Raw genomic sequence first — 21,333 nt, 5'->3', positions numbered from 1 at the left:
TCATCCGGAAGGAGAACGACATGCTGGCACAAGACGGTTCCGGCGCGGATCCGCTTCGCGTGGCGATCGTCGGCACCGGCCACATAGGAACCGATCTGCTCCTCAAGGTCATCGCCTCGCCGATGTTGCGCTGTGAGCTGTTCGCCGGCCGCCGCGCGGAATCCCCGGGCATCGAACTGGCCAGGACCCGTGGGGTACGGACGAGCACCGCGGGCGTCGACGCCGTCGTCGACATGGCCGACCGGGTCGACGTGGTCTTCGACGCGACCTCGGCCAGGGACGCCACCCGGCACTGGGCGATCCTGGAACCACTGGGACCGTCGTTCGTCGACCTCACCCCGGCGAACCTGGGGAAGCTCTGCGTGCCGGCGCTCAACCTCGACGAGTGCCTGCACGAGCGGTACGTCAGCATGGTCACCTGCGGTGGCCAGGCCGCGGTTCCGATGGCTCGTTGTGTGAGCGACGCCGCGGACGGTGTGGACTACCTGGAGATCGTCTCGGCCAGCGCCTCGGCCAGCGTCGGCCCGGCGTCCAGGGCGAACATCGACGAGTACGTCAGCATTACCGAGCAGGCCACCCGCGAGTTCTGTGACGTGCGGCGGACCAAGACGGTTCTCATCATCAACCCGGCGGAACCCGGCATAGTCATGCGCAACTCCATCGCCGTCCTGATGTCCGAGCGGGTCGACCTCGACGCCTTACGCGGGCTGGTCGAAACCATGGAGAAGCAGATTCGCTCGTACGTCCCCGGCTACCGGGTGCTCGTACCACCAGTGGCCGCCGACGGGCGGATCATGATCACGGTCGAGGTGGAAGGCCGCGGCGACTGGTTGCCCCACTACGCCGGGAACCTCGACATCATCACGTGCGCCGCCGTCGCGGTGGCCGAGGCATGGGCCAGGGCATGATCATGAGCACAGGCAAGGAACGCGAGCTGACGATCTGCGACACGACGCTCAGGGATGGTAGCCACGCGGTCGCCCACCAGTTGGGTCGCGAGGACGTTCGCGCGTACGCCGGCGCGGCCGAGCGCGCTGGCGTGGATGTCGTGGAAGTCGGACACGGCAACGGCCTCGGCGCGTCGTCGATCCAGGTCGGTCTGGCCGCCCTGAGCGACGTCGAGATGCTGACCACCGCGAAGGCCGAACTGAGCGCGGCGCGACTCGGCGTGCTGTCGTTGCCCGGGTTCGCGAGCATCGAGCGAGACCTCAAGCCCGCTCTGGACTGTGGCGTGGACGAGGTCAGAGTCGGCTCGCACTGCACGGAAGCGGACGTGACACGCCAGCAGATCAGCACGCTCCGGGCGATGGGCGTGACTGTCAGGGGTATGCTGCTCATGAGCCACATGGCGTCCGCGAAGAAACTTCTGGAGCAGGCCAGGCTCATGCAAGGCTACGGCGCCCAGGCGGTCGTCCTGATGGACTCCGCGGGCGCGTACCGTCCCGTGGACGTCCAGGAGAAGGTCGGGACACTCGTCGCGCATCTCGACATCGAAGTGGGTTTCCACGCCCACAACAACCTCGGGCTGGCGGTCACCAACAGCATGACCGCTATCAGGGCGGGCGCGACGATAGTGGACGTCACCGCACGTGGCTTCGGCGCGGGTGCGGGTAACGCACCTCTCGAACTGGTGGCGGCGAACCTGCATGTCGAGAAGATCCCTTCTCGGATAGCGCTGTTCGGCGCGCTGGACGCCGCCGACCTGGCGAGCGCGACGTTCGTCAAACGCGTCCCGACCAACGACAGCGTGACCATCGCGAGCGGGATCGCCGGTGTGTTCTCCGGTTTCGCGGCGCCTGTCCGCCGGGCGAGCGAGCGGTTCCGGGTCGACCCACGGGCGGTTCTGCTGGAGCTCGGACACCGTCGGGTGGTGGCCGGCCAGGAGGACACCATCATCGAAGTGGCGGCGGCCCTGTCCGAACGAGACAGTCAGTGATGCCGGAGGTACCATGGACTACCAGTTGTCGCTCGAGCGGGCCGCGGACATCGCCGCGGTTGCGGGGCTGCTGCAGATCGGCACCGAACTCGGAGTGGACCGGATACTGGACTCGGGGGATACGTTCAGTGCCGCGGACCTGGCCAAGGTCGCCGACGCTCCGTTGGAAGGCGTCACCGAGTACCTGAATGCCTTGCTCGCCGCGGGTCTGGTCACCGACACCGGGGTCACGGGTCAGTTCCGGGTCTCGTTGGACTATCCCGAGCGGCGGTACGAAGCCGGGTACGTGTGTTGGGCGCTGACGGCGAACAACCCGTTCATCGAGAACGTTCGCGAGTTCCTCGCCGACCGAGACTCCGCTGCGCGCGCGTACCGACGCGACAGCCGCCGCGTCGCCGTCAGTTCGCGCTGGATCGGTGATCGGGGCTTCTACCCGGACATCATCGACAAGCTCAACGCGGCCGGTGTCAAGCGGGTGGTGGACCTGGGCGCCGGCGCTGGGGGACTGCTCATCCGATGGCTCTCGCAAGATTCCACGCGCACCGGCATAGCCCTGGATATCAGCGCGGCGGCGTGTGCGGCGGCACGGGAGGCCGCCCGACAAGCCGGTGTGGACGATCGGCTGGAGGTCGTCGTGCGCTCGATAGAATCACTGGTCGACGATTCGAGCCAGATCAACGGCGCCGATGCCATCCTGGCGTCTTTCGTCATGCACGACATCGTCCAGGACGCGGCACTGTCCCAAGCTGTGTTGAGCAGTTGCCGTCATGCCCTCAAGCCGAACGGATTCATGGTCGTCGTCGACGCGGTCTCCTATGCCCAGCACGTCCGGGAGCGGAAGTTCAGCGCCCTGTTCACCTATGTGCACGCGAGCTTCATGAACGTGCACTTGCCGCCTGAGCAGGAATGGCGAACGAAGTTCTACATCGCTGGCTTCTCGAAGGTGGAGTGTGTGCCGCAGGTCGTGCCGGGCGGACGTCTCTTCGTGGCGATCCCATGAAGTCGCTGGTCCGTCCCGAGATCACCAAGCTCGCGACCGAACTCTGGGCGTCCGCCCGGGACCGCCGCCCGGTACCGCCCGTGTCGGCACGCTGTCCGGACCTCACGCTTTCCGACGCCTATGCGATCCAACGTGAGGTGCGCGCACTGGACATAGCGGACGGCGCGGTACTCGTGGGGCACAAGATCGGCGCCACCAGCGTGGCCATCCAGGAGATGTTCGGAATAGACCATCCGGACTTCGGCTACCTGACCGACAGGATGCTGCTGCCTGACCGCGCCTGCCTGGACATCGACCAGTTCATCGCACCCAAGGTCGAAGGGGAGGTAGCTTTCCGGATCGCCGCGGATCTTGCCGGCAGCTCCACGACCGCCCAGGACGTGCTGGCAGCTGCCTCCGTGGTACTTCCTGTTCTTGAAGTGCTCGACAGTCGAATCGAGAACTGGGCGATTCAGCTCGTGGACACCGTGGCTGACAACGCTTCGTCGGCAATGGTGGTAATGGGTTCGCCGACGCCGGTTGAGAACGTGAACCTCGCCGCCGAACGTATGGTGTTCCAGGCGGGCGAGCGTAAGGAAACGGGACACGGCACAGCTGTCATGGGCCATCCCGCGGAGTCCGTGGCGTGCCTTGTCCGGATCCTGTCCTCGTACGGCACAGGGCTGAGTGCTGGTGACATCGTGCTCGCTGGCTCGTGGGCAGCTGCCGTCGACCTGTTACCTGGCGGCACCGTACGGGCGTCTTTCGACTCGTTGGGAACAGTGTCGCTCAGTGTGACCAAGGAGCGGGACGCCTGACTCGATGTCGTGCTGGCCTTTCGGCCGAACAGCGAAGGGGAAAGGGTGACAGAGGGGCTCGTTGTGCTGGGCGGCTTGGGGGCGGACGCGCATTCCGTGGGGCTGTCGATCCTTCGGCGCGCGCTCACTGAGGCGGGATACCGAGTCGACTTCCTGGGCATACAGAACAGCTTGCGCGAGTTCTTCGAGGTCGCGGGCGGCGCCGACGTGGTCATGCTGTCCTGTATGGACGGCCACGCCCGGACCTACCTTGCGGAGTTCGCGGATCTGCGGACGGAGTTCGCGGACATCGATACGCTCTGGTACATCGGCGGCAACTTGTCGGTCAACGACGCGGACCGGCTGCTGGCCGAGCTGGCCCCGCAGGGCTTCAGCAGGGTGTTCCCGGGGTACGTCGACATCCCGACCGTGCTGTCCGTGCTTGTCGAGGACCTGTTCGTCCGCCCCCGCAAACAGGCCGTCATTCCGGTACGGCGACCCGAGCTGAAAACGCGGCCGTTACCTGTTCCGGTCGACGACCGGATGTCGTTGGCCGACTTCCGGCGTATCCGACGGGAGGTGCTGGATACGTGGCGTACCGGCGCCGGCGCCGCCGACCTTGAGGGTAATGCCAAGTTCCTCATCAGGCAGCCGTCGTTCGCGCAGGCGCAACTGTCGGCCGGGCGGGTGCTCCTACAGCCTCGCTCGGGTGTCGCTCTCGTCGCGGACCAGCTGGAGTTGTTCAAGGTGCTTCGCGACGCTGGCGGAGACGTGCTCTCCTACCAGATCGACTCGCTGACCCGGAGCAACGCGTACGACATCGCGGAGCAGTCGATCGCCGAAAGCCGGTCGCTGTGCGAGTCCGTCCTCAACGGATTCCCGATGGTGAACCATGGCGTCGAACCGTTGCGGCGGATCATCTCCCACGTCCGGACGCCGCTGCAGACACGGCACAGCACCCGGGATCCGCGGCTGCTCGCCGAGATCTCCTGTGCCGGTGGCGTGACGGGATACGAAGGCGGGGCCATCTGTTACAACATCCCGTACTTCAAGGACTACCCGCTGGCCGAATCGCTGGCGCGCTGGCAGTACGTCGATCGACTGGCCGGGCTGTACTCGGACCAGTTCGGTGTCATCATCGACCGGGAGTTCTTCGGGACGCTCACCGCGGTCCTGATCCCGCCGTGCCTCGCCATCACTGTCACCGTGATCGAGACCCTGCTGGCGGTGGGTCAGGGTGTCCGGTCCGTCTCCCTGGGATGCGCCGAACAAGGCAACCGCGCACAGGACATCGCCGCGATCCGGGTGTTGCGGGAGTTCGCCACCCGTACGCTGGTCAATCTCGGCTACCACAACGTACGGGTCAACACCGTCTTTCACCAGTACATGGCGGCTTTTCCACAGGACACCAGGCGCGCCGGTGAGCTGATCGTGGCGTCGGCTACCACGGCTGGACTGTCCGGGGCGACCCGGATGCTCACCAAGACGCCGGTGGAGGCGACTCGTATCCCTTCGGCCGCGGACAACCGTGAAGGCGTCACGTTGAGCCGGTTCGGGCTCGAGATGGCCCAGCGAACGACCGTCGACGAGGCCGCCGTGGCCCGCGAGGAGCGTGTCCTACGGCTGGAAGTCGAGCAGCTGCTGGAAAGCGTGTTCGTCGCCGGTGGCGGCAGTCTCACCGTCGGTGTCGTCAACAGCTTCCACAAGGGCCTGCTGGACATCCCGTTCGCACCGAGCCTGGAGAACCGCGGCGACGTGGTGACCGCCCGCGATCCCAGCGGCGCGGTCCGGTTCCTGTCAGTGGGCAACCTCCAGTTCTCCGATGAGGTTCGCGAGTTCCACCGGTCCGCGATGGCCGATCGGAGGCGGCGCAGCGAGTGGGCGACCGTCCAGCACGACGTGCTTCAGATCCAGGCGGGTGAGTACGAAAGGTGGCCGCTCGATGGGTGAGATGATCGGGGTGTTCGGCGGGGTCGGTCCGGTGGCGTCCGCGGAGTTCGTCCGGACGATCTACGCGCACTGCGACGGCGTGGCCGAACAGGACTTCCCGGCCGTGCTGCTGTATTCCGACCCGGGTATCGCCGCGCGGGGGACACTTGTCGCCGGCCGCGACGTCCGGATCGAAGCCCAGGTGACAAGGGGATTGCAGCTCCTGGCCGACCAGGGCTGCGACAAGATCGTCATGTGTTGTATGACGTTGCACAGGATTCTGCCCTTCCTTCCCGCACGCCTGCGTGACCGGGTGGTCTCGACCGTCGACGTCCTGGTGGACGCCGTCGCGGCCGCACCACCGGTGCGCCGGCTGATGATGTGCTCCATCGACACGTGGCGGATGCACCTGCTCCAGGAGCATCCGAAATGGACGGACATCGCGTCGTCGGTGGTGTGGCCGTCCGAAGCGGACAATGTCACTTTGCAGCAGGCTATCCAGGAGATCAAGGAGAACCGCGGTACCGACGCCGCCGTGCGCTGGCTGGACGACGGCATGCGCGAGTATGAGGTCTCCTCGGCCATCGTCGGTTGCAGTGAGATCCACGTGCTGGCGCGTGCCCACTCGTTCGACGTGATCGACCCGTTCGACGTCACGGCCCGCTCGATCGCGGCCCGCCAACTGTGAAGGAGAATCCCGTGGAGCCCACATTCCTCGTCAACGGCTCTGTTCTCAGCGCCTTCCTAGCCCGGTCGGTGCCCACGGACGTAGCCGCCGACAAGTGGCCGACCGACGCCCCCTCGGTCACCTCGCAGGCTCGTGCCGTGGCCGAAGGGATTCTGGCCGATGTCCGCCAGGTGCCTGGACTGGCGGTCGTCCAGATCGATCCGGACGGCCTCGACGACCACGAACTCTGCACCGCCGCTTGGAACCTGTTCACCAGCTTGTGCGCACCGGTGCCGCAGTACCGGACCGGCGAGCTGATGTGCATGGTCGAGATCGCGAGTGACGTCCCCACCGTGAGTCACTACTCCGGGTCGAGCCGTTCAGGCGGACACCACACGGACGGAACCCTGTTGCCGGACCCGCCGGAGATCGCCGCACTCCTGGGCCTGTCGGCCGCGGACACCGGCGGCGAGACCATCACCATGTCCGGCCCGGCGCTGTGGTCCCAACTCGACCCGGCCCACCAGGCCACGTTCGCCCGACCGCACCACTTTGACGTCATGGGCCAGATCCCCGGCCTGACCACCAGGAAACAACCCATCGCCCAGTGGGGTGGCGACAACTCGTTCCAGCTCCGGTATCTTCGTCGCTACATCGAGGATGGATACGAAACCGTCGGCGAGCGACTCCCGGACGACCTCAGGGCGGCGATGGACGCCTTCGACCGAATCTCGGCGGACGAAACCAATCAGACCCCCGTTCTCCTCCGCCGCGGTGTCATCCTGCTCTGGAACAATCTGCGAATGCTCCACGGCCGCCGCGCCTTCACCGAAGGGACATCCCGCCGTCGGCTGCGCCGGATGTACGGAAAGTTCGTCGCGGCCAGGACTGTGAACGTTGACGTCGAGGTAGTTCACGTTCACCTGCCGGCGGACGAAGTAGCCGACGGTCTCTCGGTGGACAAGCGGGGTGGTTAGTCGGCAGCCGGCGGGCCTGCCTCCTGTCTCTGCTAAGAGCCCCCTCCACCTCCGCAGCTAGCTGGTCAGGTAGACCTGTTCGAAGCGGGCGTTGCCGAAGGTGCGGCCGGCGAAGTCGTCCTTGGGCCATCCGGCGGTCTTGACGTTGTACGCGTTCTCGACGTTGGCGAAGAAGGGGATGATCCACCCGCCCCGGTCGTATTCGAGCTGGTACATCCGTTGGGTGAGGTCGTTCTGCCTGGTCTGGTCGGTGGTCGCCTGTGCCTGCTCGTAGAGGGATCGAAGTTCGCGGAGGTCGGGGTCGGCCATGTGGGTGAGGTCGGTTGCGCCACTGAGGTCGGTCAACGCCGTGAGCATCGGATAGTTGCCCTGCGCCGGCCATTTGTCCACGGAGAACTGCCAGTTGTGGAAGTTGGGGCCGAACAGGGTCGCGGTGTCCACCTGCCGGACTTTGATGGTCATGCCTATGTCGGCCGCGTTGTTGGCCAACACGGTGCACATGGACACGGCCTCGGTCGAGACCGGTCCGGTGACCAGTTCGACCGTGACGCCTTCGTGGCCGGCGTCCTTGAGCAGTTGCCGGGCCTTCTCGACGTCCCGCTTGCGCACCAGCGACGCGGGATAGCCAGGCGCGAACGGTTCAGGCAGGTCGTTGGCCACCGTGCCATGGCCGGACAGGCAGGCGGTGAGCGCCTGGTCGCGGTCGATCGCCAGCCGCAGCGCCTGGCGGACCCGGACGTCGTTGAACGGTGCCTGCTGCATGTTCATGTAGATCCCGGTCCACGCCCCGGTCTTCGACTCCAGGAGTTTCAACTCACGGTGTTGCTCGATGGTGGGGATCTGGGCGAACTGCAGCTGGTTGATGGCGTCGACCTGGCCGGTCACCAGCGCGTTGATCCTGGCCGAGTCGTCGTTGATCACGTTGACGACCAGTTCGTCCAGATACGGCTTCGGGCCGAGGCCGGCCGGGGCGGGTGCGTCGCTGGGTTGTGACTCGCCGGTGGCGTTCCAGTAGTTGGCGAAGCGTTCGCAGGTCCACTGCCGGTTCGGGGTGAAGCTCTTGTACTTGAAGGGGCCGGTGCCGACCGGGTTGCGCGGGTCGAAGCCGACCGGCACGATCTTGAACGGGCTGGCGAGCGCGGACTGGAACGTGGCGGCCGGCCGGAGCAGCTTCAACCGGAGTGTGCGCTGGTCGAGTTTGGTGATGCCGTTCAGGTCGACGAACGCCTTGAACTTCCCGACCGTCACCGCGCCGGGCAGGGAGAACGTGCGCTGGAAGGTGAACAGCACGTCGTCGGCGTCGAGGGTCTTGCCGTTGTGGAACTCGATGCCCTGTCTGACCCGGATCGTCCACTCGTCACCTGTGGCGTTGGACTCGATCAGCTCGGCCATGGCCAACTGGTACCGCATCTGGTTGCTGTAGTCGGCGAGCTGGTCGTAGAGGACGCGGGCCATGAAGCTGACCGGAACGCTGTTGAGCAGCATCGGGTCCACTGTGTCCGATCCCTTGGCGCCGCCGGTCGCCACGGTGAGCCGGCCGCCCCGGCGCGGGGTCGAGCCGGGCTGCTGCGTGGTGTTTCCGCCGCAGGCCGCGAGCAGGCCGAGTGCGGCCGCGGAGCCGAGGAATCCCCGCCGACTCAGGCCGTGTGATGGTTGCGTGGTCATGTCCGGTCCTCTCGCGACAGTACGGGTGCGGCACCGAACTCGGGGGTCGCCGCGATGAGCTTGCGCGTGAAGGGGTCTTGGGGTTGGTCGAGAACGTCGTCGACGTGCCCGGTCTCGACGAGCCGTCCGTCGCGCATGGCGATGACGCGATCCGCGACGGTGCGGACCAGCGCCAGGTTGTGCGTGACGAACAACAGCGCCAGACCTTCCTCGTCTTGGAGCCCGCGCAGCAGGCGCACGATCGACGCCTGCACGGAGACGTCCAGCGCGGAGGTGATCTCGTCGCACACCAGCACTTCCGGCCGGCACACCAGGGCTCGTGCGATGGCGACCCGTTGCCGTTCGCCGCCGGAGAGCTGGCTCGGGTACGACGATGCCAGGCTCGGCGACAGCGAGACACGTTCGAGCGCCTCGGCGACCATGGTTCTGGCTTTGGCCGACGGCACGCCGAACAGCACTCGCAGCGGTTCACGCAAGGTCTCGCCGATGGACCGGCGCGGGTTCAGCGCGTTGTAGGGGCTCTGGAAGATGTACTGCACCGCGCGCCGCAGTTCGAGGGACCGGTCGCGGGCATGCTTGGCCATCTCGTTGTCCCGGAACGAGATTCCACCGCTGTGTTTGCGGTGCAGGCCGATGATGCTGCGGGCCAGTGTGGTCTTGCCGCAGCCGGACTCGCCCACCAGTGCGAGGCATTCCTTACGGGCCAGTTCGAAGGACACATCGTGCAGGATCTGCCGGGTGCCATGAAAAGCGTCCAAATGCGACACTCGAAGCAGCACTTCGTCCTGGCGGCCGGCAGGGGCCGCGGCGATCCGGGGTGCTGTGCGGGCCGTACCGGCCGCGAGTTCGGCGGCGCGGATGCAGCGGACGGTGTGCTCGGCGCCGACCTCGACCGGCTCCGGGGTGGTCACCGCGCACTCCGGCACGGCATCGGCGCAGCGGGGGTGGAACGGGCAACCGCCGGGCCGCCGTCCCGGCGAGGGGGTGTCACCCGGAATCGTGACCAGCTCATGGCGCTGTGACACCACGGGTACCGCGGCGAGCAGTGCTTGGGTGTACGGATGGGCTGCCCGGCCGAAGATCTGCGCGCTCGATCCGGACTCCACGACCCGTCCCGCGTACATCACCAGGATCCGGTGTGCCAGCGCGGCAACCACCGCCATGTCGTGGGTGACGTACAGGGCCGCGACCCGGTGCGTCGCGCACAGTTCGCGTACAGTGCTCAGGACACGGGCCTGAGTGGTGACATCGAGTCCCGTGGTCGGCTCGTCGAGTACGATCACCTTGGGCCGCAGCACGAAGGCGAGCGCCAGCGTGACACGCTGCTGCTGGCCGCCGGACAGCTGGTGCGGAAATCGGGCCAGGAACCTGTCGTCGGCGTCCAGTCCCACCTCGTGCAGGGTGGTCCTGATCCGCTCGTCCCGTGCCGCGGTGGGCATGTCTGGCTGGTGGAATTCGAACAGTTCCGTCAGTTGCCGGCCGATCCGCAGCGCCGGGTTCAGCGCCATCGACGGATCCTGTGGCACGTAGGCGACCGTGCTGCCGCGCAGGGCGGTGAGCCTGGCCGGGGTGAGGCTCACGATGTCCTGGCCGTCGATCACCACACTGCCACCGACGATGCGCGCACCACGCCGGGCGTCACCGAGCAACGCCAGACCGACTGTGGTCTTTCCCGAGCCGGACTCGCCGACCAGGCCGAGCACCTCGCCCTCCTTGATGGCGAAGTCGACGCAGTCGACCACGTCGACGTCGCGGCCGTCCAGACTGACCCGCAGACCCTGCACCAGTACCGCGGCCATCACTGCCCCTCCTGAGGCGAAACCCGGGCCACCGTCCGAGCGAAGCCTTCGGTGATCAGGTTGGTGCCGAACGTGAACACCGCGACGCACAGCACCGGCACCACCACGCCCCAGGGCTGCAGGGCCAGTCCCTGGTAGTTCTCCTTGATCATCAGGCCCCAGTCGGCCGCGGGCGGCTGCAGGCCGACACCGAGGAAGCTCATCGCGGTCACCACGCCGATGGACCAGGTGAGTCGGAGTCCGAACTCGACCATCAGCGGGGTCATGATGTTGGGCAGGATCTCTCGACGCACGATGCGCAGCCTCGGCGCGCCCAGGGTCTCCGCTGACTCGACGAACTCGCGGGTGGTCACTTCCCGCGCGGCGCCGTACGCGACCCTGGCGACCTGGGGAACCCAGGCGACCGCGACGATCAGGGGCATCATCGCCGTCTCGGCCCTGGCCATCGCGACCAGCAGCAGGATGAGGACGAGCGGGGGAAAGGCGCGCAGCACGTCCATCGCGCGCATGAGCAGTTCGTCCAGCAGGCCACCGCTGTAGGCAGCGGTCATGCCGATGGCCGCGCCGACGGTGACCCCGACCAGTGTGCCGACGAACGAGATCCAGACGATGCTCTGGCCGCCCGTCAACACCCGGGACAGCACATCCTCACCGAGGTAGTCGGTACCGAGCAGGGCGGTGGCGGTCGGTTTCGCGTACGGCGCGCCGACGATGTCACTGTGTGCGTGCGGTGCGAGAAGCGGGCCGACGACAACGACCAGGAGGATGAGCCCGGTCAGCACCAGTCCCACTCGCATCCGCGGCTCACGCATGCAGCGGCGCAACAGTTCGGTTCTCATTCGCTGGCCGTTCGCAGGCGGGGCGTGACGTACACGGTCAGCACGTCCCCGAGCAGGTTGAAGATCACGTAGCAGGCGGCGAAGATCAGGCAGATCAGCTGGATCACCGGGAAGTCCCGGTTGTTCACCGCGTCGACCAGCGCACTGCCGAGTCCGGGATAGTTGAACACCTGCTCGATCACGACGGTCCCGCCGGTCAGGTAGGCCAGGGCCAGCGCGGTTCCCTGGATCGCGGGGACAAGCGCGTTTCGCAGGACGTGGCGGCGCAACACGATGCGCTCAGGCACGCCCTTGAGCCGTGCCGTGCGTACGTATTCGGACTCGTACACGTCGATCACCGAGCCGCGGACCAGGCGCGCCAGGTACGGCAACACGCCCAGTACCAACGCGATCACGGGAAGAACGAGTTGGGAGACGTTGCTCAGCGGACTCTGGCCGGGCGCGAGCAGCACGGTCCCGGGCAGCAGCGGGAACACCGAAGTGGACAGCAGGATCACGAGCAGCAGCGCGATGATGAACTCGGGCAAGGCCGTGAGTCCGAGGGTGACGACGAGCATCACCCGGTCGACCGGGCGGTCGTGGTGGCGGCCGGTCAGCGCTCCGACGAACACCGACAGCGGGAGCACGATGGCCGCCGAGATCAGCACGAGTACCGCGGAGTTGACCGCGCGGTCGCCGATCAGCCCGCCGACCGGTTCCTGGGTGACCAGGGAGTGACCGAGGTCGCCGCCGAGAATGCCGCCCAGCCAGGCGAAGTACTGGTCGAGCAGCGGCCGGTCGAGGCCGAGTTCGGCGCGAAGGGCGGCCACCCGTTCCGGTGTCGCTTCGTGCCCGAGCACCGCGCGGGCCGGATCGCCCGGCAGTACCTGCGTCGCGAGGAACACGAGCACCGACACCAGCAGGACCACGACCACGCCGAGCAATAATCGCCGCGGCAGCCACAGCCGCCGTGTGCCGGAGGAACGTCCGCCCACTTGATCACCTCGTTGTGCCTGGTAGTCCGGAAGGATGCTCTCCGGTGTTGTTAGTGTCAACACGTAGCCGCGCGATACCGTCAGGCTGGTGGACATCGTGATGGAGCGGGCGGTGGCCGGCGATGTGCCGGAGATCCTGCGCGTCCGGCGGGCCGCCGAGGACTGGCTGGCCGGCATGGGGATCGAGCAGTGGCCCAGGGCCGGTGTGCCGGCGGATGTGGTGAGCGTGCAGGTCGGCCAGGGAGAATGGTTGGTGGCGCGGAACGATGACGCGGTGTGTGGGGCGTTCCGGTTGCTCTGGTCGGGTGAACCGGTGTGGCCCGGGGACGGTGTGGACGCCGGCTATGTGAACGGGTTGGTGATCGACCGGAGTCACGCCGGCGGCGGGCTTGGCTCGCGGCTGCTCGCCTGGGCGGGGGATCTGGCGCGGGAAGCGGGGGCGACCGCGCTGCGCCTGTACTGCGTCGAACACAACCATCGACTTCGTCGCTACTACGTCGACCAGGGGTTCCGCCCGGCCGGGCGCGGGCGGTTCGCCAGTGGCGGAACGGCCGTGCTGTTCGAAAAACAGCTCAGCGGCTAAGTGTTGACAATGACAACAGAGCGTCGAATACTCGGAGCCACTCCGAAAGGGACGGTGTCCTCGGTGGCCGAGGCGAATGGAGAGCGCGCGTGCAGAAGGTCTACTGCCTGTACAAGTTGAAGCCCGGTGTGACGGCCGAGGAGTACGTCGAGTGGTCGAAAACCGTGGACCAGGCGATCACCCGGCGCCAGCCCTGCGTGCAGCGGTTCCGCGTGTTCCAGCTCGCGGGAACGCGGGACGGCGCGGCGCCGTGGGACGTGGTCGAGGACATCGAAGTCGAGTCGTGGGAGGCGTGGAACGCGTGCCTGTCCACGCCGGAGATGGCCGACGTGGTGGCCGGCTTCCGGAAGATGGCCGACCGGGAGTCGGCGGTCACCGTGTTCGGTGCCGAGATCGACTGACCAGGGTGGTATGACGTGGGCGGCCGCACGCTCTCGGTCGGCGCGCCGACCGACCCGGACTTGCTGATCCCGTTCGCGCGGCGCGCGGAGGCGCTCGGGTTCGCCGGGATCTGGACGCAGGACACGGTCAGCGCCGAGAACTTCTCGCTCGACGGGCTGCACGTGCTGTCCTACCTGGCCGCTGTCACCGAACGGCTGCGGTTGGGGATCGGCGTGCTGTACTCCGGGCGGCGTAACCCGGCTGTGCAGGCGCGGGAGCTGGCCACTGTCGACCAGCTCTCGCACGGGCGGCTCACGGTCGGGCTGGGCGTCGGCAACGACTACCACCGGGCGACCCTCACCGCGCTGGGTATTCCGGCCGACCGGCCGGTCCGCCGGCTGGTCGAGGGCATTGAGGTGATGCGGGCGCTGTGGAGCGAGACCGGCTTTGACGGCGAGCTGTACTCGTTCTCCGGTGTGCGTTCGCAGCCGCCCCCGGTGCAGCGGCCGGGACCGCCCATCTGGATCGGGGCACGCGCCGAACCCGCGTTGCGGCGAGCCGTCCGGATCGCTGACGGATGGACCGGCGCCGCTCCGGTCGCCACCAAGGACTTCCTGGCGCAGCTCGCCATCGTGCGGCGAGCGCTGGCCGACCAGGGCCGCGATCCGGCGACGTTCACCATCTCCAAGAGTGTCTACGTCGCCGTGGAGGACACAGTGGACAAAGCGCGGGAGCGCCTGATCCCCGCGTTCGACCGTGCCTTCGGAGCGAGTCCGGTGTACGACGCGACGGGCATGGCCGACCGGGTCGCTGTGTTCGGCCCGCCGGTGCACTGCGCGCGGCAGTTGCGCGACCTGTTCGACGCCGGTGTGGACGAGCTGGTCCTCTACCCGATGTACGACCGGATGGATCAGCTCGAAGCGTTCGGGGACTTGGTGGACAGATGACCGGCGGACCCGCGCTCCTCGGCTACGTCGACCCGCTCAGTGTCGCGGCGGGTGCCGAGATCCGGCTGATGGTGAGCGCGACCACCGGTTACGACGTCGAGTTGCTGCGTCTCGTGCACGGCAGCGCCGACCCCAGAGGACCGGGAGTCCGCGAAGTCGTCGTCGACCTCCCGATCGAGTCCAGGCCCGCGGGTGTGCAGCCGTTGGCGTCCGGATCCTATTTGTCCGCGCCCGCGCATCCGGCGCTCGATGTCGACGAGTTCACCGTGACCGCGTGGATCATGCCCACGATGACCGGCGGGCCGCGGGCGATCATCGCCCGCCGGGAGAACCAGCGTGGCTGGGCGCTCGGTCTCACCGGTGACCATCGGCTCGCGGCCTGGGCAGGTGCGGCTGACCAGCCCCTGATCAGCACGGACACGCCGGTTCCGGTGGGCCGCTGGACTTTCGTGGCGGCGACGTTCAGCCCCCGAGGCGTGACCGTGGTCCAGGTCCCGGTCCCGGAGTGGCCGGTCGGGTCATGGCGGGCGTCCGCCACCGGTGCCGGTGCGATCGGCACCGCCTCGGCCGGGATCCGGCCGCTGGTCGCGGCATGGTGGTCCGACGGGATGGCGACGGCGGGCTTCACCGGCCGGATCGACCGGCCGGCGATCTACGCCGGAGCAGCCGACGAGTCCGTGCTGGCCGGCGCCCCGGACATGCTTGACCTGCCGGTGCTGGCCCGATGGCGGCCCGGCCGGGGCACGCAGGGCGTGACCGTGGTGGACGACGGCCCGCACGCGCTCACTGCCGAGGCTGTGAACACGCCCGCCCGTGGCGTGCCGGGCGCGAACTGGACCGGGCGGGAGATCGACTTCCGGCTCGCCCCGGACGAGTACGACGCGATCCACTTCCACGACGACGACCTGACGGACGCCCGTTGGGAGCCACAGGTGACCCTGCGCCTGCCGGACGACCTGCGCAGCGGGGTCTACGCCTTCCGGCTGCGAGCCGGGCGGGAGCAGCTGAGCGTCCCTTTCTTCGTACGCCCACCGAGCGGCACGACCAGCACGCGGGTGGCGGTGCTGATCCCGACCTTCACCTATCTCGCCTACGCCAACTCGCACCTGACCCTGGAGAAGGCCGGGCCGGGGTTCGCGACGACCGAGCAACACCGGTGGGCGGCCCGACACAAGGTGTGCAGCCTCTACGACCTGCACCGCGACGGCACCGGATGCTACTACGCCTCGCGCCGCCGGCCGCTCACCACGCTCACCCCGGACTACGCCGGCCCGTTCGGGCTGTGGAACCTCAGTGCCGACCTGTGCCTGATCGACTGGCTCGAGCACGAGGGCATCGGCCATGACGTGGTGTGCGACGACGACCTGCACACCGAGGGCGTCGCCGCGCTCGCCGGGTACGACGTCGTGCTCACGGGCTCGCATCCGGAGTACTACACGGCACCGATGCTTGCGGCACACGAGGCGTACCTGGCCGGCGGCGGGCGGGTCATGTACCTGGGCGGCAACGGCTACTACTGGGTGACCGGGGTGTCGCCGGACCAGCCGTACGTGATCGAGATCCGCCGTGGGCACACCGGGACCAGAGGCTGGGAGGTCCCGCCGGGCGAGACGCACCTGAGCACCACGGGCGAACCCGGCGGTCTCTGGCGGCATCGGGGCCGGGCGCCGCAACGACATGTCGGCGTCGGGTTCGCCGCGCAGGGCGGGCGCGGCGACGGCCGCCCGTACAAGCCACTCGCGGACGCTGAGCGGGGACTGTTCGCGTTGTCCGGAGTGGACGGTCTGATCTCGGTCGACGGTCTGGTCAGTCACGCCGCCGCGGGGATGGAGATCGACCGGGCCGACCCCGCCCTCGGCACGCCACCGCACGCGGTCGTGCTGGCCACGGCCGACGGGTTCAGCGACTTCTTCCAGCTCGCGATCGAGGACGTGCTGACGTCCAACTCGAAGCAGGGCGGCACCGTCGAGCCACGCGTCCGCGCTGACCTGGTGTTCTTCGAGTACCCCAACGGCGGCGGCGTGTTCAGCACCGGCTCGATCGCCTGGTGTACGGCGCTCGGTGTGGACTCGTACGCCAACCCGGTGGCGCGGGTGACCGGCAACGTGCTGCGCCGTTTCCTCGACCCGACCCCACTGGACCAGGAGCCGTGGTGAACAATGTGCCGCCGGGGATCGACCCGGACAAGCTGGCCGCGCTGCTGGACCGCGAGCGTGCCATGTGGACGGACGCCCGACCGCGGACCGCCGCGCTGCGCGAACGGGCGCGCCGCACCCAGCTGCACGGCACTCCGCAGCACTGGATCAGCCAGTTTCCGCCACCGGTGCCGCTGGTCGTGGATCGTGCGGTCGGGGCACGCCTGTACGACATCGACGGGCACGAGTACGCCGACTTCGGGCTGGCCGCGACAGCCGCGCTCTGGGGGCACAACCACCCCGCGGTTGTCGCGGCGCTGCGTGACCAGCTTGACCGCGGCAGCGTCACCCTCTGGGCGACTGAGGACCACGTGACGGTGACGGAGGAACTCCAGCGCCGGTTCGGCCTGCCGTACTGGCAGTTCACCGTGTCGGCCACGGACGCCAACCGGTTCGCGCTGCTGCTGGCCAGGGTGGCCACCGGACGTGAGCGGATCCTGGTGTTCAACTACGCGTACCACGGCTCGCTGGAATACCCGGAATCCACCAAGGTCGTGGAGTTCAACGACCTGGACGCCCTTGAGCGGGCGGTCGCGCCAGGTGATGTCGCCGCGGTGCTCGCCGAGCCGGTGATGACCAACGGGGGAGCGGTGATCCACCCGGATCCGGGGTTCCACACCGGACTGCGTGACCTCACCCGGCGCACGGGCACGCTCCTGGTCATCGACGAGACGCAGACCATTCCGGCGGGTCCCGGCGGCTGTGTGCGTGAACTCGGCCTGGAACCCGACCTGATCACGATGGGAAAGTGCGTCGCGGGCGGCATCCCGGCCGGCGTGTACGGGATGTCCGACGAGGTGGCCGCCGCGGCAGAGCTCTACACCAAGGACGGCGACGGCGGTCTCGGCAGCACGCTGGCGAGTGGGCCGTTGGCCGTACGCGCCATGCGCGCGGTGCTCACCGAGGTGATGACCGATGAGACCTACGCGCACATGAACCGCCTGGCTGAACGTTACGAACGTGAAGTCGCGGCGGTGATCGCCCAGCACGGCCTGCCATGGCATGTCGGACGGCTCGGCGGACGTGTGTCGTACGCGTTCACACCGACGCCGCCGCGCAATGCCGGGCAGCTGTACCCGCGTGTCGGCGCCGCGGCACGTGACGCGTTGTGGCTTTACCTGGCAAACCGGGGGATCGTGCTCAACGGCATGAGCGGCGCGGCGTTGATGTCGCCGATGACCGACGAGTCCGATGTGGAGCGGCACGGCGAGTTGTTCGCGTCTGTGATCGACGAGCTGACCTGCTGATGGACGACCGTTTCGAGGAGTTCCGCGCGGACGTCAACCGGTCGAGGACACCGGGCGCGTACGAGCCCGGCCGCTGGTCGGTGGCGCCGGCGAACCGGGACACGACCGTGACCGGTGTCCTGCCCGAATGTATCCGGCTGCGCGACACGTCGATGCGCGCGATCGAGTCGATGCCCGGAGTGATGGCGACCCATGAGGCGAAGATCGCCTTCCTGCGGCTGCTGGCCCGGTCGGGAGTGCCGGAGATCGTGACCGCCTCGCCGGGCGGCCGTGCGCCCGCCGAGGTCACGGCCGAACTGGCGGTGATCCGGCAGGAGCATCCTGGCTGCGTGGTGTGGTGCCCGTTTGTGTCCACTGTGGAGGATATAGACCGGGCACTGGACCTCGGGTATGACGGCGTGCAGGTCTCGGTACCCGGATTCGGTCCGGCGTCCGGGATCTACGGCCCGCCGGTCCCCGCGTCGCGGGACGAGGTCGTCCAGCGGGCGGCCACGGTCGTCCAGCACGCGCACGGACAGCCGCTGCGGGTCGCGGCCGCGTTGACGATGGTGTCGTACCTGACGGCGGAAGTGCTGGCCGGAACGGTGGCGGCGATGGCCGGCACGGACGAGATCGCGTTGTTCGACGGGCCGGGCGCGGTCGGGCCGGAGGCGTTCGGGCAGCTGGTCCACGCGGTCAGGTCGGCCGCACCGGGTATCGAGGTCGGGATCCATCCGCACAACACCTTCGGGCTCGGGGTCGCGTGTGCCGTGGCTGCCGCACGCGCTGGTGCCGCGGTGGTGGAGTCGTCGGTGAACGGCTACTGTGGTGGCCCTGGAAACGCGGATCTCGCCGCGACGGCGACCGCGTTCGAGGCGCTGTACGGGGTACGTACAGGCATTCGGCTGTCCACGTTGACCGGTCTCAGCCGTGCCGGTGCCGAGCTGACCGGTCACCCACTGGCATCGAACCAACCGCTCACCGGCCGGGACGCCTTCTGCTGGGGCGGCGGTGACTGGGTCGTTGTCGAGTCCGAAGTGGACCATTTGCTGCACAACTGCGTCGAGCCGGGCCTGGTCGGTAACGAGCGTCGAGTTCCGTTGACACCGCAGAGCGGCCCGCGCGCGACAGCGGCTACCCTGCGCCGCCTCGGCATCGACGTGGACCAGGTCATCCTGCCCGCTGTCGTGGAACGCTGTCACGCGGAGTTGGCGAGACGAGGGCGGTTGCTCACCGACGACGAGATCCGTGCCGTCGTACGCGACCTGAAATGATCCGCACCGCTGGATGATATGTGTGTTGTTGACATCAACAGCGAGCCGGTTCACCGCTTCCCGGCGCGTTCCAGCGTCCTGGCCAGCGGGTCAGTGACAGTTGGATGGTTTCATCAGCGGCTACGACGCCATCGGCTTCTTCGGTGAACCGGACCATTGATCCGCACTGGACCGATGGGTGTACGACCGGATCGCCGGTCGCGTGCTCGACATTGGTGTCGGCGCGGCACGGTTCTCGCTTCCCCTGCAACGAACCGGCGTCGACGTCGTAGGGCTGGACGTGTCGCCAGGCGCGGTGGATGTATGCCTGCGGCGTACTCTTCGGTCGGCCGTCCTGGGAGGCATCGACAGCCTCGGCGGCAGTGAACGATTCGACTCGTTTCTCCTGTTGGGCAAGAACCTCGGGTTGTTGGAGAGCCGCGAGCAAGGCCCACGTCTCCTGACCAGGCTCGCCGAAATCGCCAACCCAGGGGCCCGGATAGTCGGCACCTGCGTCGATCCCTATCTGCTGGAAGGCGACCATCACAAGCACTATCTCGCGGCCAACCGGGACAGTGGCCGAATGAGCGGCCAGATGCGACTGCGCCTACGTTACCAACAGATGGCCACGGAATGGTTCGACTACCTGTTCCTGTCGTCCACTGAACTTGAGGAGATGGTCCACGGCACCGGGTGGTCCGTCACCGACCTCACGCGGGAGGGATCTGGATACGCGATCGTCGCCCGCCGGATGGACGTAACGGCGAAGGCCGGAAGCCCTTGATGATGAGGTATGGGGTGAAGCGGATCAGCCAGGAGCGACTGAGGGGATCAGCCGCCGCACCGATACGACGGGAACCTTTACGATGGGGCACCTTCCAGGCTCCGGTCCAGGCAGCGTATGCGACGATCGTGTCGCGCACGCTGGTGATCCACTCTATGGCCGGCTCTCGTCGGCATGTGCCGTCAACGGTTCAACTACAACAGAAGAGGACGTTGATGGCTTCGGCCGGACACCGACAGCGTCACCGACAGGTAGGTCAGGACGCCGACAAGTTCAGCCGGACAGGTGTCCAACAGCGGTGTTCGCCGCGCTCGTGTTGTGATGAGTCTGGGAGGATCGAGCGCATGGATCTTGAGCCGCTCGCGCGGTTGCGGACGGTGTTGGCCTCCTTCCCCGCCGGCCTCGCCTACGAAATGTCCGGCCTGGTGTACGACCCATCCAGTCGTGCCTACGACTGGGCGGCTATCGAGAATAGTGTTGGTGTCGGGCTTCCCGCGGATTACAAACGGCTCATGGACGGCTACGGCAGTCTGGTCGTGGGTGGAATCTTCATCGTCTCCCCGGATGATTTCCTGGCCGAACACGAACGACTGGCCAATGACCTCCGTGATTGGTTCGCTGACGAACCTGAAGGGGCACGGCCGATCCACCCGGAACCTGATGGCTTGCTGCTGTGCGCGAGCACCGAGGGCCGCGACATCCTGTGGTGGGACACGTCGAACCCGGACCCCGACCGTTGGCCGATCCTCTGGGACGTGGAATTCGACAGGCACACCTTCAACGGGACCCTCACCGAACTGCTCGTCGCCGACCTGACCGGCACTCTCGATCCCCAACTGACCGCCTTCACAGTCGGCGAGTAGCTGGGGTGGGGATCCTCGCACAGCGGCCGCCCGTCGCGGCGAGCAGCTACGCGGTCTGGTCCTGTCCTTGCTCGACGTGGGCGGCGTCGCAATGGATGACTACAGCGACCATGTGTGGACAGCGAACGACATCCGGTTCGAAGATGGTGGAGGTGCGGGCTGCCGACCTGCGGTCCGCCAAATGGGTCCGGACGGCGGCGGGCGGGTTTGTCCGGGCCTACTTGGCGGATGCGGCGGCTGGTGGTGGGTGGTTGTCGTCGTTGTGCGCGTCGAGGTTGTCGAGTTGTCGCTGTACCCGGTCGGCGTCTTGATCACGGCCTTGCTGCCGATACGACTCGATCGCCTCCCGCCACACCACGTGGGCTTGTTCGCGCTCCCCAGAGGCGGCAGATTAGTACCGCTGTCGGCTGTGCGGCGGAAATGGTGGCCATGATGAGCAGTCCGGCGATCGCGGTGCCCTCGATGCCGTGGTTGGTCGGCGGCGTCGCGCTGGTTGTGGTGGCCGCCGCGGTGGATCGCGCTGTCACGGCGCCTGTCAT

General features: G+C 67.7%; 19 protein-coding genes. 15 read left to right on the top strand and 4 right to left on the bottom strand.

Annotated elements, in window-relative coordinates; translation table 11 throughout:
• The first annotated feature begins 20 nt into the window (after positions 1-20).
• From EV192_RS18145 to EV192_RS18115, 7 genes are read left to right on the top strand one after another with little or no spacing between them, the layout of a single operon-like run.
• Complete coding sequence (locus tag EV192_RS18145; protein ID WP_132116677.1) at positions 21-908, top strand: acetaldehyde dehydrogenase (acetylating); 888 nt, start codon at positions 21-23, stop codon at positions 906-908.
• Between the two features lie 2 nt (positions 909-910).
• Positions 911-1,936: a 4-hydroxy-2-oxovalerate aldolase gene (gene dmpG, locus EV192_RS18140; protein ID WP_132116675.1), complete on the top strand. Its 1,026-nt coding sequence runs from the start codon at positions 911-913 to the stop codon at positions 1,934-1,936.
• 13 nt (positions 1,937-1,949) lie between these two features.
• The gene (locus EV192_RS18135; RefSeq protein ID WP_132116673.1) at positions 1,950-2,936 is read left to right on the top strand and encodes a class I SAM-dependent methyltransferase; all 987 of its coding nucleotides are present in this window, start codon (positions 1,950-1,952) and stop codon (positions 2,934-2,936) included.
• On the top strand, positions 2,933-3,733 hold the full coding sequence (locus EV192_RS18130) for a 2-keto-4-pentenoate hydratase (protein ID WP_165960445.1): 801 nt from the start codon (positions 2,933-2,935) through the stop codon (positions 3,731-3,733). Before EV192_RS18135 ends, EV192_RS18130 begins: the two co-directional genes overlap by 4 nt.
• A gap of 45 nt (positions 3,734-3,778) precedes the next feature.
• Positions 3,779-5,662, top strand: coding sequence for a methylaspartate mutase subunit E (locus EV192_RS18125; protein ID WP_165960444.1), 1,884 nt, complete (start codon positions 3,779-3,781; stop codon positions 5,660-5,662).
• A complete protein-coding gene (locus EV192_RS18120; protein WP_165960443.1) occupies positions 5,655-6,329 on the top strand; it encodes an aspartate/glutamate racemase family protein in 675 nt (224 codons plus the stop codon). Before EV192_RS18125 ends, EV192_RS18120 begins: the two co-directional genes overlap by 8 nt.
• Before the next feature lie 11 nt (positions 6,330-6,340).
• On the top strand, positions 6,341-7,285 hold the full coding sequence (locus EV192_RS18115) for a TauD/TfdA family dioxygenase (protein ID WP_132116665.1): 945 nt from the start codon (positions 6,341-6,343) through the stop codon (positions 7,283-7,285).
• A gap of 57 nt (positions 7,286-7,342) precedes the next feature.
• Here the strand turns inward: EV192_RS18115 and EV192_RS18110 are convergent, their stop codons facing one another.
• From EV192_RS18110 to EV192_RS18095, 4 genes are read right to left on the bottom strand one after another with little or no spacing between them, the layout of a single operon-like run.
• Positions 7,343-8,950: an ABC transporter substrate-binding protein gene (locus EV192_RS18110; RefSeq protein ID WP_132116879.1), complete on the bottom strand. Its 1,608-nt coding sequence runs from the start codon at positions 8,948-8,950 to the stop codon at positions 7,343-7,345.
• Entirely contained in the window at positions 8,947-10,749 is a 1,803-nt protein-coding gene (locus EV192_RS18105; RefSeq protein ID WP_132116663.1) for an ABC transporter ATP-binding protein, read from the bottom strand. The genes EV192_RS18110 and EV192_RS18105 overlap by 4 nt, the downstream gene beginning before the upstream one ends.
• Complete coding sequence (locus EV192_RS18100) at positions 10,749-11,588, bottom strand: ABC transporter permease (RefSeq protein WP_132116661.1); 840 nt, start codon at positions 11,586-11,588, stop codon at positions 10,749-10,751. The genes EV192_RS18105 and EV192_RS18100 overlap by 1 nt, the downstream gene beginning before the upstream one ends.
• Positions 11,585-12,562, bottom strand: coding sequence for an ABC transporter permease (locus EV192_RS18095; RefSeq protein ID WP_243726905.1), 978 nt, complete (start codon positions 12,560-12,562; stop codon positions 11,585-11,587). Before EV192_RS18095 ends, EV192_RS18100 begins: the two co-directional genes overlap by 4 nt.
• A gap of 88 nt (positions 12,563-12,650) precedes the next feature.
• Between EV192_RS18095 and EV192_RS18090 the strand changes: the two genes are divergently transcribed.
• From EV192_RS18090 to EV192_RS18055, 8 genes are all read left to right on the top strand, one after another.
• Positions 12,651-13,145 carry a GNAT family N-acetyltransferase gene (locus EV192_RS18090; protein WP_132116659.1) on the top strand — a complete coding sequence of 165 codons (495 nt, stop codon included), beginning with the start codon at positions 12,651-12,653 and terminating at the stop codon, positions 13,143-13,145.
• An 89-nt stretch (positions 13,146-13,234) separates the two neighbouring features.
• Positions 13,235-13,546, top strand: a complete 312-nt coding sequence (locus EV192_RS53885) for a hypothetical protein (RefSeq protein ID WP_165960441.1) — start codon at positions 13,235-13,237, stop codon at positions 13,544-13,546.
• A 15-nt stretch (positions 13,547-13,561) separates the two neighbouring features.
• Positions 13,562-14,473, top strand: coding sequence for an LLM class flavin-dependent oxidoreductase (locus EV192_RS18080; RefSeq protein ID WP_132116657.1), 912 nt, complete (start codon positions 13,562-13,564; stop codon positions 14,471-14,473).
• Positions 14,470-16,629 carry a LamG domain-containing protein gene (locus EV192_RS18075; protein ID WP_132116655.1) on the top strand — a complete coding sequence of 720 codons (2,160 nt, stop codon included), beginning with the start codon at positions 14,470-14,472 and terminating at the stop codon, positions 16,627-16,629. Before EV192_RS18080 ends, EV192_RS18075 begins: the two co-directional genes overlap by 4 nt.
• Positions 16,626-17,915 (top strand): aminotransferase class III-fold pyridoxal phosphate-dependent enzyme, encoded by a 1,290-nt coding sequence (locus tag EV192_RS18070; protein WP_207926105.1) that lies wholly within the window; start codon positions 16,626-16,628, stop codon positions 17,913-17,915. Before EV192_RS18075 ends, EV192_RS18070 begins: the two co-directional genes overlap by 4 nt.
• Positions 17,915-19,168 (top strand): (R)-citramalate synthase, encoded by a 1,254-nt coding sequence (locus tag EV192_RS18065; RefSeq protein WP_132116653.1) that lies wholly within the window; start codon positions 17,915-17,917, stop codon positions 19,166-19,168. Before EV192_RS18070 ends, EV192_RS18065 begins: the two co-directional genes overlap by 1 nt.
• A gap of 178 nt (positions 19,169-19,346) precedes the next feature.
• Positions 19,347-19,931 carry a class I SAM-dependent methyltransferase gene (locus EV192_RS18060; RefSeq protein ID WP_207926104.1) on the top strand — a complete coding sequence of 195 codons (585 nt, stop codon included), beginning with the start codon at positions 19,347-19,349 and terminating at the stop codon, positions 19,929-19,931.
• 128 nt (positions 19,932-20,059) lie between these two features.
• Positions 20,060-20,794: an SMI1/KNR4 family protein gene (locus tag EV192_RS18055; RefSeq protein WP_132116651.1), complete on the top strand. Its 735-nt coding sequence runs from the start codon at positions 20,060-20,062 to the stop codon at positions 20,792-20,794.
• Positions 20,795-21,333: the final 539 nt, after the last annotated feature.

The sequence above is a fragment of the Actinocrispum wychmicini genome (assembly GCF_004345645.1).
In the GTDB taxonomy this organism is placed as follows: Bacteria; Actinomycetota; Actinomycetes; order Mycobacteriales; family Pseudonocardiaceae; genus Kibdelosporangium; species Kibdelosporangium wychmicini.
The sequence above is the reverse complement of the archived record's forward strand: the minus strand, read 5'-3'. Positions and strand labels throughout refer to the sequence as shown.

Excerpts from the sequence above, each read along its gene's own strand:
- EV192_RS18145 (WP_132116677.1), top strand. The coding sequence starts at position 21 with ATGCTGGCACAAGACGGTTCCGGCGCGGATCCGCTTCGCGTGGCGATC.
- dmpG (WP_132116675.1), top strand. The coding sequence starts at position 911 with ATGAGCACAGGCAAGGAACGCGAGCTGACGATCTGCGACACGACGCTC.
- EV192_RS18135 (WP_132116673.1), top strand. The coding sequence starts at position 1,950 with ATGGACTACCAGTTGTCGCTCGAGCGGGCCGCGGACATCGCCGCGGTT.
- EV192_RS18130 (WP_165960445.1), top strand. The coding sequence starts at position 2,933 with ATGAAGTCGCTGGTCCGTCCCGAGATCACCAAGCTCGCGACCGAACTC.
- EV192_RS18120 (WP_165960443.1), top strand. The coding sequence starts at position 5,655 with ATGGGTGAGATGATCGGGGTGTTCGGCGGGGTCGGTCCGGTGGCGTCC.
- EV192_RS18110 (WP_132116879.1), bottom strand. The coding sequence starts at position 8,950 with ATGACCACGCAACCATCACACGGCCTGAGTCGGCGGGGATTCCTCGGC.
- EV192_RS18105 (WP_132116663.1), bottom strand. The coding sequence starts at position 10,749 with ATGGCCGCGGTACTGGTGCAGGGTCTGCGGGTCAGTCTGGACGGCCGC.
- EV192_RS18100 (WP_132116661.1), bottom strand. The coding sequence starts at position 11,588 with ATGAGAACCGAACTGTTGCGCCGCTGCATGCGTGAGCCGCGGATGCGA.
- EV192_RS18075 (WP_132116655.1), top strand. The coding sequence starts at position 14,470 with ATGACCGGCGGACCCGCGCTCCTCGGCTACGTCGACCCGCTCAGTGTC.
- EV192_RS18065 (WP_132116653.1), top strand. The coding sequence starts at position 17,915 with ATGGACGACCGTTTCGAGGAGTTCCGCGCGGACGTCAACCGGTCGAGG.